Genomic DNA, 12,670 nt, shown 5'->3' on the forward strand with positions numbered 1-12,670 from the left:
ACTCAACCGAAGCCGCTTCGTGGACCGACTTGGGCACCGCGGTTGACGGCGGAATTTGGCGCGCCCACGACCATGGCGTTCGAACCATTCTGTTCACACCGGGCCACATCAAGGAACAATAGGCAACCTCTACGACGATCCCCCGGCGGGCAGCGTCGACTAGCCGCTTGATGGAATAGACGCGGCGAGTGCAGGCGCAGGTCAACTGCCCCCGCGCCCTGCGCACCTAATCCGCAGCCGAGTGGAATGAGGTCACCCGTCGCGTTCGACAGTCCCGTTCTCGTCAGCTGTCCCGATGCGCTCGGGGCCTACGCCTCAGCCGGAATTGAAGTTAGAGCAGTATCGATTCTGGAGAAAAGGGGATACGCGGCCGACTCGTTCCGTCGCTCGAATGTCCGCTATCGGCCTATTCCGTTGAAAAACCCGGTTGAATCGGTCATCTGATGCTGATTCACTGACGTCCCATCGATCGAGCGGAAGTCGACGCGATGATGGGACGTCAGGAAGCCGGGCAAGCGCCGCTGTTCTACGCCTTCAACCTGGAAGATCACGTTCCAGCGAACCATCTGCTCCGTGGCATTGACCAGTTCCTGGACCTAAGCGAGCTGCACCGGCATCTCGCGCCGCACTACAGCCACACCGGCCGTCCTTCTGTCGATCCGGCCTTGCTGATTCGCATGCTGATCGTCGGCTACTGCTTCGGCATCCGCTCCGAGCGCCGGCTGTGCGAGGAAGTGCATTTGAACCTGGCCTACCGCTGGTTCTGTCGGCTGGGCCTGGAAGACGCGGTGCCGGACCATTCGACGTTCTCGAAGAACCGGCACGGCCGGTTCCGCGACAACGACACGCTGCGCTTCGTGTTCGAGAAAGTGTTGGAGCGCTGCTTGGCCGAAGGGCTTGTCGGCGGCGAAGGCTTCGCCATCGATGCCAGCGTCATTAAGGCCGATGCCAACCGCCAGCGTGGCGTCTCCGGTGCCGAAGCAAGCTGGGATCGGGAGTCGTCGCTGACGCGGCCGGTACGCGAGTACATGGAGGCGCTGGACGCAGCCGAGGAACCCCGCAAGCCGCCGAAGAACGTGTCGCTTACCGATCCGGCGGCGCAGTGGACGGCGGCGCCGGGAGGACCAGCGTTTTATGCCTACTCGACCAACTACCTGATCGACACGAAGGCCGGCGTCATCATCGACGTTGAGGCAACGCCCGCGTACCGCACGGACGAGGTCAATGCCACGCGGACCATGGTGGATCGCGTCGAAGAGCGGTTCGATATCAAGCCGACGCATCTGATCGGCGACACCGCCTACGGCACCGCCGAGATGCTGGGCTGGATGGTGGACGAGAAGGCGATCGAGCCGCACGTGCCGGTGTGGGACAAAGCCGAGCGCAAGGATGGCTCGCTGGGACGTTCCGACTTCCGCTGGGAAGCTGAAGCCGGCGAGTACCGCTGCCCGCAGGACAAACCGCTGCGTTCAACCGGTAAGCCCACTGCGGACGACACGCTGATCTATCGCAGCAGCGTCTACGACTGCGCAGGCTGTGAGTTCAAGTCCCGGTGCTGCCCCAACACCACACACAGGAAGATCGCCCGGCAGGCCAATGAATCCGCACGCGACGTGGCTCGGCAGCTGGCAAATACACCTCGATACGCGCGATCGCGCAGACATCGAAAGAAGGTCGAGATGTTGTTCGCTCACCTCAAACGAATCCTGCGTCTGGATCGCTTGCGGCTCCGCGGCCTGAAAGGCGCCCGCGACGAGTTCCTATTGGCGGCCACCGCGCAGAATCTGCGAAGGATGGCAGCGTGGTTGATGCCGAAAGGCTCGGAGGCGGGAATTGCGGTCCCCATCTAAGGCGTGGGGCGCTTACGGGCCCCTCATTTGCTTCATTCCTAGTCGAACAAATCCGGTCCGGCGGCATGGTCACGTGGCGCTCCCGTTCCAGGACCGAGTTTTTCAACGGAATAGGCCGGAAGCAGACATTGCCACTACTCCGGCAGGGGCGCCGGCCCCAATGTCGACTATCGATCAAAGCAGACACGACCCCGAGCCGCTTGCTTTGCCGCAGCCTTAGATCAGCATTCCGCCTGAGGCCTCGATACGCTGGCCGGTGATCCAGTGGCTGGCCGGCGACAGCAGGTTGGCGACGGCAGCGCCGATGTCGTCGACCTGGCCGGTGCGGCCCATGGCGGTGTGCTGCGCCACATACTTGTTCACTGCCGCATCGTCGCGTACCGCGCCTCCGAAGAAGTCAGTCTCAGTGGCTCCCGGGGCCACGGCATTCACCGCGATACCGCGTTGCCCCAGTTCCTGCGCCAGATAGCGTGTGGCGGTTTCCATCGCGCTTTTCATAGCGGCATAGGCCAGGCTGCCGACGGCAACGTGGCGGGTCAGGCTGGTGGATATATTGACGATGGCTCCTCCATCGGCGAGCTGCGGTGCCAGCGCCTGCACCAGCAGCAACGGCGCTTTGAAATGCACGCGGTACAGCAGGTCGATGTCATCGCCACGGATCTCGCCAAATGCCGACGGTGCGTGCAAGCCAGCATTGTTCACCAGTTGCTGGAAGCGCGACGCCCCCCAACGTTGCAGTTGGGTCTGCACCGCGGGCACGAAGTTTTCCAGCGTACCGGTGGCCGCGAGGTCCAGCGGCAGCATAGCCGCACGTACGCCATAGGCTTCGATCTGGCGCAGGGTTTCGGCGGCTTGTGCCTGCTGGTGCTGGTAGGTGATCAGCACATCGCTGCCCTGCCTCGCCAGGTGCAGGGCAATGCTGCGGCCGATGCCACGGCTGCCGCCAGTAACCAAGGCGATCGTTTGCGGGTTGTGTTGGCTGTGCATGGTGCTTTTGTCTCGCGAACCGGATCGTGACATCCTGCCGCCGCGGCACCGCCCGCATTTGCCCGATTGCACACGATCTTTGCCCGATTCCCTTGCCACCGACCACCGCCCGCCCGCGCTGCAGGCATTGGCGCTGCAGGCGCAGAGCGTGCTGCGTGCGCGCGGCGCCGATACACAGTCGCTGCTGGAATTGCTGCCCAGTGCTTGGCTGGCACGTGCAGGTTCGCCACGCGTTCCCTCGCCCGCGCTGTATCGCCCTGCACTGGGCGCGGTATTGCAGGGTGCCAAGCAGGTGCTGGTGGGAGATGCGGTGCTGGACTACCGTGCCGGTGATGCGCTGCTGACCCGCCTGCCGGTCCCTGCCCGCGGCGTGGTGACCGGTGGCAATCACCGCATGCCGTTTTTGGGCCTGGTCTTGGAACTGGAACCGTCCATGCTGCGGCAACTGCTGGACGACATGCGGACACTGCCGGCGGGCGAAGCGCCCATACCTTCGCCGTTCAGTGTGGTGGCGCTGGATGCGCCGGTACTCGGCTGCCTGCAGCGGTTGCTGGAACTGGCCGTCGACAGTCTCCAGGCCCAACAACTGCTGTGGCCCGCCCTGCAGCGCGAACTGCTGTTCCGCCTGATGCAGGGCGCGGCCGGACCCGCATTGTGGGCAATGGCCCAGCCATCGCCATTGGCGCGGCGCATGGCCACCGCGATCGCCAGCCTGCAGCGCAGCTTCCGCCAACCACTGGACGCGGCTGCGTTGGCCAGCCGCGCGGGCATGGGCAACACGCTGTTCTACCGCCATTTCCGCGCGGCAACGGGGCTATCACCGCTGCAGTACCAGAAGCAGCTGCGCCTGCTGGAGGCGCGCCGTCTGCTGCAGCGTGGCGGCACTGGCATTGCAAGCGCCGCCTTCGCGGTGGGCTATGAGAGCCCCTCCCAGTTCAGCCGCGAGTTCAGCCGATTGTTCGGCCAGGCACCACGCAACAGTCTGCCGCCCACAACCCGCTGAGGGTCATGCCTGCACGTCAGCCAGGGCTTTCAACGCCGTGATGCCAGCTTCCAGCGTAACCACCGGGCGGTAGCCCAGCTCGCTGCGCGCACGGCTGTCATCCAGCGTGACTTCCACCGCGGAGGTGGCAAATTCCTGGCGGGTCATCGGCGCGCGCAGTGGCAGCCGCAACCTGCGGAACAGGTCATCCAACCCGATGAACACACGCAGCAGTGCACGCGGCACCTGCTTGTCCGGCGGTTGCACCCCATAAGCCTGCAGCTGTGCGCCGATCAGGCGGCGGAACGGCACGGGCGCACCATCGCAGATGTGGTAGATGCGGCCACCGGCGCCATGCACCAAAGCGCAGCAGACCGCTTCAGCCAGGTTGTCCACGTGGGTGGCGGAGGTCAGGTAGTTTCCCCCGTCGATCCAGGCGAATCGACCGCTACGCACCGCTTGCAGCAGGTAAGGCATGGCGGTGGTGTTGTCGCGCCCCCACACGAAGCGCGGGCGTAATACTTTGACTGCGAAGCCGGGCCTGGAAAGCGCAAGCGCCACCCGTTCTGCTTCCGCCTTGCTCGCCCCGTAGGTGCCCGCCGCCCTTTCCGGATAGGGCTGGTCCTCGCGCGCCATCTGCAACGCGGCGCCGGAGGTCAGCGCAGATTCGCTGCTGAGCAAGATGGCCACGGGCACGCCCGCACTGCGCGCGGCGGTCAGCATGTTGCGGGTGCCCTCTACATTGGTCTGCCACTGGCTGGCCGAAGCATTGCGGTGGTCGGTGTCGGCGGCCGCGTGGATCAACGCTGCACAGCCCGCCATCGCTACGCAGACGCCTGGATCCAGCAGGTCGCCATGCACGGGCTGCGCGCCCAAGGCCTGTACGACCGTTGCCGCCTGCGGGCTGCGCACCAGCGCCCGCACATTGTGTCCATCGGCGCACAGGCGGCGGATCAGATTGCGGCCCACGTAGCCGCTTCCTCCGGTAAGGAAGAGGGTGGAAGAACTCATCGGGATACCTCGGGGGGAGAGCGGGATCAGCGTGACGGTGTATCGATCAATGCACCGATGTCATGCAGCAGCTGCTGGCGCTGTGCGGCCGGCCACTGCACGTAGTCCAGCGACTCCAGCAGCTTCATGCCTTCAAGCGCCAGGTATGCCAGCAACGCGCTGCGCGGGTGTCTTGCCTGCTGCTGGATTTCGGCCAGGATCTGCGCCTGGTTGCGCTGGATGGGCGCGCGCAGCTGGGGATCCTGGGCCATGGCCGCGCACAGCGCCAAGGCCACCGGCTGGAATGCCTCGGGAAAGGGCTGAGCCGCGGCGGCGATGCGCCCGCGCAACAACGCATCCTGATCGAACCCCTGCGCCGCCTCGCGGTTGAAGGCGTTGTCGCGGGCTACGGCGCGTTCCACCACCGCCTGGATGAGACCGGCCTTGGACTGGAAGTCGTACACCACCGAGGCCTTACTGACCCCGGCCTCGGCGGCCACCGCATCGAGCGTCAGGCGCGCCGCACCCACCTGTGCAACCACGCGCTCGGCGGCATCAAGCACCTGCTGCGGATCAATGCTTTTGCGGCGTCCCATCAGCGGATTCCATATTTAACCATCCGGTCGATTATAAATAAAGAGACGCCCTCGTCAAGCATGCCGTCGGCTCAAAGCGCGTCGTAGAGTGCGCCCAGTTGAAGCAGGATCTGGGTGGCGGTGGCCAGTTCGGCATCGGGGTACTTCGCCAGCGCCTGCTGCATCCACTGCCGGATGCGTGCCTCGCGCTGTTGGTGCCGGGCGCGCCACTCGCCGTCAGTTTTCACCCGCGCCTTGCGCCGGTCGTCCGCGGCATCCTGTTTGTCCACGTAGCCTGCCGCCACCAGCCCCTTCAGGAGTTGGGTCACGGCCGCGCTTGGGCAGAAACAGGGGTCAAAGTGGACTTCTAAAGGCCCGCTCCTGGGCCGCGCCTCAGCGGACGAAGCATTCAAGCCCAAGCCGCTTCGCGGCTCGGGTCAAGAAGCGACTTCTGCAAGACGGTGTCTTAGCTCAAGGATCCTGCGTCAGCGCCATCGCTTGCGCCACACCCTTAACCGAACAACGCAGGGCTGCCTGCATGCGGCGAGATCAGATGACTTGACCGCCGGAGACCTCGATGCGCTGAGCGGTGATCCAGCGGTTGTCTGGTCCCAGCAGGCTGGCGATCATCGGGCCGATGTCATCGGGTACGCCGACCCGACCCAGAGCGGTCATGCCGGCAAACTGCTGGTTGAGCTCAGGCATGTCGCGTACCGCGCCCCCCAGGAAGTCGGTCTCGATCGCGCCCGGCGCTACGGTGTTGACGGTAATGCCGCGGCTGGCCAGTTCCTTGGCCATGCAGACGCTGAGAGTCTCGACCGCGCCCTTGGCGGTGGAGTAGGCGCAGAAGCCGGGACTGGTCACCCGAGTAAGGCCCGAAGACAAGTTGATGATGCGCCCTGCATCGGCCAGTAACGGCAGCAGCGCCTGGGTCAGGAAGAACACGCCTTTGACGTGGACATTGAACAAGGCGTCGAACTGCGCTTCGGTCGTCTCGGCGAAAGCCGCCATGTGGCCATGGCCCGCGTTGTTGACCAAGTGGTCGAAGGTATCGCGGCCCCAGACATCCTTGAGCATCGCGCCGACGCTCGCAGTGAAGCCAGCGAATGTCGAGACGTCACTGACATTCAATGGCAGGGCGACCGCCTTGCGGCCCAGAATCTGGATCTCGTTGACGACCTCGCGCGCTTCGGCTTCTGCGCTGCGGTAGGTCAGGATTACATCGCCGCCGCGACGCGCAATGCTGAGTGCGGTGTTGCGGCCCAGGCCGCGGCTGGCACCGGTGACGATCGAAATGGTGGACATGTGAGCTCCCGTGAAGTGGTGTCGATCCGACGACGTCAGTGTCTGGCCAGGGCCCGGGAGCCGGTTGCCGGTTCCTGTGATGTTTTTGCCTATTCCTCCGGCCAAGGTCGCGGCCGTCGAAGGCTGAAGCTGGATTCCGGTGCGACATAGAGGCCAATAGCCGCGAGCAATTGCGTCCGGCGGCTCTTGCCTGATCCTCCGTTCACGGTTGCGTCCCAGGCCGGCCCGGACTACCGTCCGCGCATGGACGAAACTCTGCTCACCGCCGTGCGTCGCCATGCTGAGTTTCACTCCGACGCGCACGGCGTCGCGGACACACCAATCCCTGGACTGGCGACGATTCGCGCCACCCAGGCCAGCGAACTCCAATACGCCATCTCACGTCCGTTGATCGCGCTTGTCGTACAAGGCAGCAAGCGCGTGATGATGGGCAATCGCACGTTTGATTTCGGCGCCGGTGACTCGCTGCTCATCACTGCCGATGTGCCCACGGTGAGCCAGATCACCCGAGCCAACGTCCGCACACCGTACTACTCGCTGGTGTTTGAACTGGACCCGGCGGTCATCGAAGCGCTCGCGCTCGAGATGGATATCGCACGGGAAGCGATCGGCGCTCCGGTACGGGTAGAGCCAACCGAAAGCGAAGTCGCCAATGCCGCGCTGCGCCTGATGCGCCTGCTCGATCGCCCCGCGGCCGTTCCCGTTCTGAAAGCGCAGTTGGTGCGGGAGATGCACTTCTGGCTCATGACCGGCCGCCACGGTCCGGCGATCCGCAACTTGGGAATGACCGATGGCAGCGCTCATCGCGTGGCCCGGGCGGTGGCGATCATCCGATCCGATTATGCGCGCCCTCTGCGGATCGAACACCTTGCCGAGGCCGCGGGCATGAGCCCATCCACGTTCCATCAGCACTTTCGCTCTGTTACTACCTTGTCTCCCCTGCAGTTCCAAAAACAACTGCGCTTGATCGAAGCGCGGCGGATGATGCTGTCGGAGGGCGCTTCGGCCAGCAATGCCGCTTACGCCGTGGGTTACGAAAGCGTTCCGCAATTCACTCGCGAATACGGCCGCATGTTCGGAGCTTCGCCGGTGCGCGATATCAAGATCGCTCAAGCCAAGGTCTACGCTTGCGCATGAACGAAAATCCGCGGGCGTACCGCTGGGGTTCTATAAACAGGTTCGACTCATGCGAAAGCCGAAGCCGCTTCGCGGCCCCGCGTCGGCACTGGTGACGTTATCCAGTTAGCTACAGCCGCACCCCAGACGATCGAAGTGTTACGCACTGCAGATCCACGACCGGGCAAACGGCGGCATGGAATGCGTAACCAATACGGCCCACCGTTCCTTATCGGCCTGCCTCATCGCGCTTTATTGCGCGCTCCCCACCGGGCCAGGAGATAGGCATAACCGCTGGCAACGCCAAGCCATACGATGAATACGGGAAGCACCATCAGTTCGCTCCACAATAAGCCGACTCCGATCAAGACGACTGCGAATGGCACCAGGTGCGCAACCGGCGATTTCGACAGTTTCCCTCTTCTGCGAAGAAGCACGAATAGAGCCAGGCAAAATGCGTAAACCGGTATGACGTAGATTGAAGCGACCAGGAAGAAGACGCCGGACCATTCCAAGCCAGACAGGGTGTCCGACGCCACGCAGGGCAATGGAACGGCCGCACCAATCAGCACTGTCACAGCCCTACGGTGAGTCATGGTGTCTAATTCCCTGATTGATGGACCTTGGCCCGGCTCTACCACTGGCTCGCGCCCTCACCATTCCCCATCCGCGGATAGCGACGTTCAGCCCACGCCCGAACGCGATGTCGCCAGACACAGGACCGGAATCGGAGCCATCGACTCCAGGCTCACCTTGAGATCGGAAAACCCGTCTTCGCTGATCCCGACAATTACATAGAAGTCCAGATCCTGGCGGAATGCGCTAAAGCGCAGAAGGGCTCCTTGTACCGCAGTTGCATCGATTACAGCAAAATTGACGACCGAGGAAGAATCAGGCTCAACAACCTCCGCCTCCAGCGTGACCACGGCATCCGAATTCAGCTCATAAGCTCCGTACAAGTACATACCATTCCGGTCGCGAAATCGACGCGCCAGCTGCTTACCCTGCAGCGTCACGTGCCGCCACCCCTCATAGTGCGCGGTAGTTTGCGCTTCAAAGATTCGCACGCTATCTCCTTGGTTTCCGATCACTTTCAGTCCGGCGCGCCATCCCGCCGCTTGCGTTGAAGCCAGGCATGGATTTTACCGAGAAGCTTGTTGATCGTTACACCTGGCGTCGCCCCAAGAGCTTGCGCTGCGATGAAGGCCGGCACGTCACTCGGAGTGATGCCGGCGAAGCTGTCGCAGAACATGCGCCCGAAGGCAGCCGCAGGGTTGGCGAACGACGTGGATGAGGTGAACCAGTAGGCAGCGCCGATGTAAGCGGCCAGCATCGCGGCAACTCGGGATGGGGGTACTCGCAGCACGACCAGTAGCGGCCCCGCGGTCGCGACGATCTCGCCAAGCCACTGGCCCAAGCCGGTCCGTGCCTTCGCGGAGAACTCGAGCGGAAGATCGAACATGGCGTTCGCCAGCCAAGCGCCGCGCGCGGCGCCGACAACTCGCCCACGATGTAAGCGGGCAGCTGTGTCCACGAGAGCTCACCACGGATCGCCATGACGGCACTGACCGCCGGGTTCATGTGGGCACCACTTACGGGACCGAACAGCTCGATGAGAATGTAGAGCCCACCGACGGTAGCCAATGTATTCGCCATCGGGGGCGACGGCCTCATTTCCGCCGGCCAGGCGCTCCGCCATGATGCCCGAGCCCACCACCGTGGTCAGCAGCAGGCTCGTCGCGAGAAACTCAGCAAGAAGGCGCTGGCGGATCATTCGGCACCGACGCGGCCAATTTCGCCCAGCTTTGCCTGCGAGGCCAGACGATCGAGGCTTTGAAGCGGGAGCGATGGCAACCGCTTAATACGGCGGCGCAAGCTTGCAAAAGCGGCGGTGCAGGCGCGGCGGCGGGTATCTTCATCGCCGCTGACGGCTACCGGGTCAGGCACGCCCCAATGGGCCAATGCAGGATGGCCCAACCAGACCGGGCACGCTTCGCCAGCGGCGTTGTCGCAGACCGTAATGACGATGTCCATCTCAGGCGCATCCTTCACGGCGAATTCGTCCCAGCTCTTGCTGCGGACTTGGCTGGCGTCATAGCCGATGGCCTGGGCGAGCTCCCGCGCCATCGGCTGGACCTGTCCACTGGGATGACCGCCAGCGCTGCAGGCCTTGAACCGACCCTGCCCCAACACGTTGAGGATCGCCTCGGCCATAGCGAGTCCATAAGGAAACGAAGAGGCGCCTGATCCGCCCCCGGCCAGGTCCGACCAGCGCCTCCGGACGACCGCGGGTCCACGACCCACTCGCATGCACCGACACGAGCGGTCCACTTGAAAGCTCAGGGCCTGCGGCGGCGCGGCATGGAAAACCGACTGTGCGAAAGCTGATCGCCCACGATGCCTCGCCAGAACAGCGCTGCCCGGAGGAGGATGGCAAGTGTGTACCATTGCCTGCCCTCGTCGAAGCGCACACCGCCGTGCATCGGCCGGGGCGATGTGAGTGTTCTCCAGCCCGTTCGCCGCAAGCGTGCGCGCCGGCTCGCCACGCGGTCGCAACCCGATAAACCGACCTTTCGATGCATCGATCATGCTGAGCCAGCACTTCCTGTTTTTCTTCGCGATGCTCGGCGCCTTCAATGGTATCGGCGCGGCATCGTTTCTGTGGTGGCGGGCCAAGGGCAAGCCCACGCAGCGTTGGCTGTCGCTGCTGATCCTGGCGGTCAGTGTGCGAACGGGAAAATCCGTGGCCTTCTATTTTTGGCCCGACATTCCCAAGATCGTTCTCCAGCTCGGCCTGACCGCCTGTTTCATGATCGGGCCCTGCCTGTTCTTTCTGGTGCGCTCAAGCCAGAGCGATAGCCCCGGCCCCGGCCGGGCCGACCGTCGGCATATCGCCGGTCTACTGGCCATCGCCGCCGCCGTGAACGTGTTCGCGCCCTACGCCGATCACATCGACCTGTGGCGGCAGGTAGTCGCACCGGGTATCACCTACTCGTGGCTGGGCTACCTCCTGCTTGCCACCGCGCAGGTGTACCGCCACCGCGCACGGCTTTCGGGGACGCCATCGGGCCCGCTGTTGCTGGGAGCGGTGGGCGGCATCTGGTTGATCTGGATCGCCTACTTCACCGCCGGCTACACCTCCTACATCGTCGGCGCGCTGTCGTTTACCTTCGTCCTGGCTTCGAGCGTCCTGGTCTATCTGCGCCTGCGGTCTGGCCAGACCCCGATCGAGCCCTATCAGGATCGCCGCATTCCCCAAACCGAGGCCGCCGCGCAATTGCAGGCGCTGGCCGAGTTGATGGCGCGTGAGCGCTTGCATCTGGACCCCGGATTGACCCTGCCCCGCCTCGCTCGCCGGCTCGGCGTGCCCCAGGCCCGGCTGACGCAGTTGCTCAACGACAACAACCAGACCTCGTTCAAGCAGTACCTGGCGCAACTGCGCGTCGGCGAGGCCAAGACGCTCCTGTCCCGCGAGCCTTCGAAGCCTCTCGAAGCGATCGCGGAAGCAGCCGGCTTCCAGTCCATGTCGACCTTCTACAGCGCCTTCAAAAAAGTGGAAGGGGTCACGCCGACTGCGTTCCGGCAGCGTTCCGCGGCTCCGGGAATCGACTCCCGGAGTCCTGAAAATGATTCCAACGCATTGATCTGAAACGACATCTGTACCGTACACGGCATCCCTCGATCGCGAGCAGGTGCCATGTACCCATTTCAGTTTTTCCGATGCCTCGTCCTGCTGCTTGTCTGCCTGACGAGCGTCACCAACGCGCGCGCGGCGGATGATGATGACCTCGAGCGGGTCGCCATCACCCGTGCAATGACCGACTACATCGACGGCAGTGCCCACGCGCGGCCGGAGCAGTTGCGGCGTGCGTTCCACCCGGACGCCCGTCTGCTGCTCAGCCGGCCGGGCACCGCCTACTGGCCGGTCAGCGTCGATGAGTACGTCGGCTGGTTCTCGGGCGCCAAGGCCGGCCAACCGACCGGGCGGATTGGCAATGTCCTGTCGATCGACGTCGAGGCGGACACCGCGACCGTCAAGGCCGAGATCCTGATCCCCAGCCAGGGCGCGCGGTTCATCGATCTGTTTCTGCTGCGCAAACTCGATGCCGAATGGAAAATCGTAGCCAAGACCGCCACCCGGCAGGCGAGTCAGCGCAACGGGGATCGCGTGCTGTTCGTGCTGTCCAGCGCCAAGTTCCACGGTGCTTCCAAGCTGCCGGCGGGCGTGAGTTTCGGAGAGGTCGTGGAGGCATGGGATGCGTTCCTGGCCGCCGGTCTTACGGTGGATTTCGTCTCGCCCGAGGGCAACGCAGCGCCCATCAACGTCACCGAAGCCGGGGAGTTCCGGAGCCGGCTCTACGACGCGGATCTGATGTACGCGCTCGAGCATACCTACACGCCTGCGCAGATCGATCCGGCGCGCTACCGCGCGGTGTATTTCGTCGGCGGCAGCAACGCCATCTACGGCGTCCCGGAAAATACCCGGCTGCAAGACATCGCCATGCATGTCTATGAGCGCAATGGCGGAGTGGTGTCAGCCGTGTGCCACGGCACCGCAGGCTTGGTCAACCTCAAATTGTCCGACGGCAGCTACCTGATCGGGGGCAAGCGCGTCAGCGGCTATCCCGAGGAATTCGAACGACAAGACGCCGCGTATTTCAAGGAGTTCCCCTTCCTCATCCGGCGAACGGTCGAGTCGCGAGGCGGCACGTTCCTCACTTCAGCGCGCGACAAGGGGTATGTCGTGGTCGACGGCAGACTGGTGACCGGCCAAAACTACCTCTCCGCGAAACAAGTGGCGCAAGCCGTCGTCGACATCCTTCGCAAACCATCCGCTCAACAGCCGAGGTGACACACGGCGACAG

13 protein-coding genes and 1 pseudogene are annotated in these 12,670 nt (G+C 64.0%); 5 read left to right on the forward strand and 9 right to left on the reverse strand.

The annotated features are described in order from the left end of the window. Positions 1–488 precede the first annotated feature (488 nt). Positions 489–1,850: a transposase gene (locus AC3A4T_RS18930; protein ID WP_487676776.1), complete on the forward strand. Its 1,362-nt coding sequence runs from the start codon at positions 489–491 to the stop codon at positions 1,848–1,850. Positions 1,851–2,066: 216 nt separating this feature from the next. Here AC3A4T_RS18930 and AC3A4T_RS18935 read toward each other — a convergent pair whose 3' ends face one another. Then, complete coding sequence (locus AC3A4T_RS18935) at positions 2,067–2,837, reverse strand: SDR family NAD(P)-dependent oxidoreductase (protein WP_487676777.1); 771 nt, start codon at positions 2,835–2,837, stop codon at positions 2,067–2,069. Between AC3A4T_RS18935 and AC3A4T_RS18940 the strand changes: the two genes are divergently transcribed. Next, positions 2,836–3,840, forward strand: a complete 1,005-nt coding sequence (locus AC3A4T_RS18940; RefSeq protein WP_487676778.1) for an AraC family transcriptional regulator N-terminal domain-containing protein — start codon at positions 2,836–2,838, stop codon at positions 3,838–3,840. The genes AC3A4T_RS18935 and AC3A4T_RS18940 overlap by 2 nt on opposite strands. A 3-nt stretch (positions 3,841–3,843) precedes the next feature. On the opposite strand, the gene AC3A4T_RS18945 is transcribed toward AC3A4T_RS18940, so the two are convergent. The 4 genes from AC3A4T_RS18945 to AC3A4T_RS18960 all read right to left on the reverse strand — a co-directional run bounded on the left by AC3A4T_RS18945 (position 3,844) and on the right by AC3A4T_RS18960 (position 6,689). Beyond that, positions 3,844–4,830: an NAD-dependent epimerase/dehydratase family protein gene (locus AC3A4T_RS18945; RefSeq protein WP_487676779.1), complete on the reverse strand. Its 987-nt coding sequence runs from the start codon at positions 4,828–4,830 to the stop codon at positions 3,844–3,846. A gap of 26 nt (positions 4,831–4,856) precedes the next feature. After that, positions 4,857–5,405: a TetR/AcrR family transcriptional regulator gene (locus AC3A4T_RS18950; RefSeq protein WP_487676780.1), complete on the reverse strand. Its 549-nt coding sequence runs from the start codon at positions 5,403–5,405 to the stop codon at positions 4,857–4,859. Between the two features lie 71 nt (positions 5,406–5,476). After that, the gene (locus AC3A4T_RS18955; protein ID WP_487676781.1) at positions 5,477–5,713 is read right to left on the reverse strand and encodes a hypothetical protein; all 237 of its coding nucleotides are present in this window, start codon (positions 5,711–5,713) and stop codon (positions 5,477–5,479) included. Positions 5,714–5,933: 220 nt separating this feature from the next. After that, a complete protein-coding gene (locus tag AC3A4T_RS18960; RefSeq protein WP_487676782.1) occupies positions 5,934–6,689 on the reverse strand; it encodes an SDR family NAD(P)-dependent oxidoreductase in 756 nt (251 codons plus the stop codon). A 243-nt stretch (positions 6,690–6,932) separates the two neighbouring features. On the opposite strand from AC3A4T_RS18960, the gene AC3A4T_RS18965 reads away from it, so the two are divergent. Beyond that, positions 6,933–7,826, forward strand: coding sequence for an AraC family transcriptional regulator (locus tag AC3A4T_RS18965; RefSeq protein ID WP_487676783.1), 894 nt, complete (start codon positions 6,933–6,935; stop codon positions 7,824–7,826). Positions 7,827–8,488: 662 nt separating this feature from the next. Here AC3A4T_RS18965 and AC3A4T_RS18970 read toward each other — a convergent pair. The 4 genes and pseudogenes from AC3A4T_RS18970 to AC3A4T_RS18985 all read right to left on the reverse strand — a co-directional run bounded on the left by AC3A4T_RS18970 (position 8,489) and on the right by AC3A4T_RS18985 (position 10,019). Continuing rightward, positions 8,489–8,872, reverse strand: a complete 384-nt coding sequence (locus AC3A4T_RS18970; RefSeq protein ID WP_487676784.1) for a hypothetical protein — start codon at positions 8,870–8,872, stop codon at positions 8,489–8,491. 26 nt (positions 8,873–8,898) lie between these two features. Beyond that, complete coding sequence (locus tag AC3A4T_RS18975) at positions 8,899–9,267, reverse strand: hypothetical protein (protein ID WP_487676880.1); 369 nt, start codon at positions 9,265–9,267, stop codon at positions 8,899–8,901. A 95-nt stretch (positions 9,268–9,362) separates the two neighbouring features. Next, positions 9,363–9,479, reverse strand: a pseudogene (locus AC3A4T_RS18980) (hypothetical protein); the annotation flags it as partial. A gap of 96 nt (positions 9,480–9,575) precedes the next feature. Continuing rightward, entirely contained in the window at positions 9,576–10,019 is a 444-nt protein-coding gene (locus AC3A4T_RS18985; protein WP_487676785.1) for an arsenate reductase ArsC, read from the reverse strand. A 373-nt stretch (positions 10,020–10,392) separates the two neighbouring features. Here AC3A4T_RS18985 and AC3A4T_RS18990 point away from each other — a divergent pair, with 373 nt between their 5' ends. Both AC3A4T_RS18990 and AC3A4T_RS18995 read left to right on the forward strand, forming a co-directional pair. Continuing rightward, positions 10,393–11,454, forward strand: a complete 1,062-nt coding sequence (locus tag AC3A4T_RS18990; RefSeq protein WP_487676786.1) for an AraC family transcriptional regulator — start codon at positions 10,393–10,395, stop codon at positions 11,452–11,454. Positions 11,455–11,502: 48 nt separating this feature from the next. Then, positions 11,503–12,657 (forward strand): nuclear transport factor 2 family protein, encoded by a 1,155-nt coding sequence (locus AC3A4T_RS18995; protein ID WP_487676787.1) that lies wholly within the window; start codon positions 11,503–11,505, stop codon positions 12,655–12,657. Positions 12,658–12,670 lie beyond the last annotated feature (13 nt).

This window comes from Lysobacter sp. Soil_N_51, from assembly GCF_057655755.1.